The following is a 1,890-nucleotide window of genomic DNA, read 5'->3' as shown; positions in this document are numbered from 1 at the left end:
CGAGGCCATGCTCAGCTCGATTACCTCGCGGGCCTGCTCCACGTAGTAGCCCAGTTGCTCGTCGGCGCGGGCGGCGGATTTCTCCAGTGAGGTTTCCACCTGGTGCAGGTTGTCCAGCAGGGTGTCGTTGGCGCTGCTGAACACCTGCACGGCAGCGGCAAAGGCGTCGCTGAGGCTGGCCACTTCGGCGGCACTGCCGGTGACGTCGCCGGCCACCTGATTCAGGCGGCTGGCCTGGTCGCTGACCTGTTGCGAGAAGGTGTCGCTGACCTGGCTGAGCGTCTCGCTGGAGGTGCGGATCAGGGTGTCGATGGCGTTGCGCTGGGCATCGGCGGCGGCTTGCTGGCCAGAGAGCAGGGTGTCCAGCTCGGTCATGATGCGGCGGCGCTCTTCCAGCAGTTCGTTATCCCGCTCGCTGCTGTGGGTCATTTCCTCGCGCAGGCGGGTGATCACCTCAGCGGCGGCCTTCGGGGTTTGCGAGGCGGTTTCGATCAGGCGAGTCATGGGCGCTTCCAGAGCGGTGCCCAGGCGGCCCAGATGCTCGGTGACGGTGGCCTCCAGCCCGGCCAGGCGTTCGCTGGCGGCATCGCCACGGGCCGCTTCCTGGTCGCGCAGGGCATTCAACTGTTCGCCCAGCTGGGTGATCAGGCTGTCCATGCCGGTTTGCTGGCCGCTGAGCAGCCCGGCGGCGCTGTCGCGGAATTCGCTGTTGTGTTCGTGCAGGGCGCTACGGATTTCGCTGACCAGCGTGGCCACGGTGCGTTGTTGCTCGCCGAGGCCGGTTTGCCAGTGCTGGGCGGCCTGTTCGGTGCTGGCCTGGAATTGCCCGGCGATGGCGGCAAACTGCTTCTCGCTGTGTTCGGCCACGGCCTGTTGGCTGCTCTGTAGTTGTTCAAGCAGGTCCGCGCCGCTGGCCCGGTGGGCTTCCAGTCCGGCGTTCCAGTCTTGTAGTGCCTGACGGGTGACAGCCTGGAATTCACCGGTGATGCTGGCCAGCTGTTGCTCGCTGGCACTGCCAAGTTGTTGCTGGGTATCGCGGACCTGTTGCAGCAGGGTGTTGCTGTTGTGCTGGAACTGGTCGTGGTGAGCGGCCAGGGAGGTGCTGATGTCGTTGACCAGCCGGGCGCTTGTTTGCTGGTGCTCGGCGAGGCCGGCGCGCCATTGTTCGGCGGCGTGCTCGGTGGTGTCGCGGAAGCGTTCGGTGAGGGTGCCGAGCTGCTGTTCGGTGATGGCGTTGAGCTTTTCGTGGGTGCCCTGAACCTGCTCGCTGAGGCTGGCCAGTGACTGGGCCATGATCGGCTGCACGCTTTCCGCGGCCAGGCGGCTGCTGTCGGCCAGGGTGTCACGCAGGGAGTCGCCCACGGAGCGGGCCAGTCCCTGGTATTGCTCCTGGAGTCCGTTGTGGAAGGCTTGCTGATTGCCGGTGAGCTGCTCGCCCATTTGCTCCATGCGCCCGGTGAGGGTCTGCAGGGCGGTGACCAGTTCCGGGAATACCTGGGACTGGCTTTGCAGGGCGGCGTAGGCGGTTTCACGCTGGTGGTTCAGGGAGAAGCGATACAGCTGGCCATCCACGGCGTCATCCAGCTGGCGGGATACGTCCATGCGGTCGCGGCGACACAGGGTGGCGGTGAGACCCAGCATGGCGGAGGCCGCTACCCCGGCAATGGAGGTGCCAAAGGCCAGGCTCAGGCCGGCGATGGGGGCGGACAGGGCGCTGCGGATGGCGGTCAGTTCGCTGCTGCCGTCCAGGGCGGTGGCGGCGCCTTTCAGGGTCACGATCATGCCCACGAAGGTGCCGAGCAGGCCGAGCATCACCAGCAGGCCGGTGAGGTAAGGGGTTAACACCGGGCCGGGCAGGGCGGTAAAGCAGCGGCGTACGTAGGCCGAGAG

1 protein-coding gene is annotated in these 1,890 nt (G+C 66.7%); it reads right to left on the bottom strand.

The genetic code is table 11. The features are described from left to right. Positions 1 to 1,890: DUF802 domain-containing protein (locus A3754_RS19920; protein ID WP_063521085.1), on the bottom strand; the 1,890-nt coding region annotated here is incomplete at both ends.

It is taken from the genome of Alcanivorax sp. HI0083 (assembly GCF_001635175.1).
This window is presented reverse-complemented; position numbering and strand designations above follow the sequence as displayed.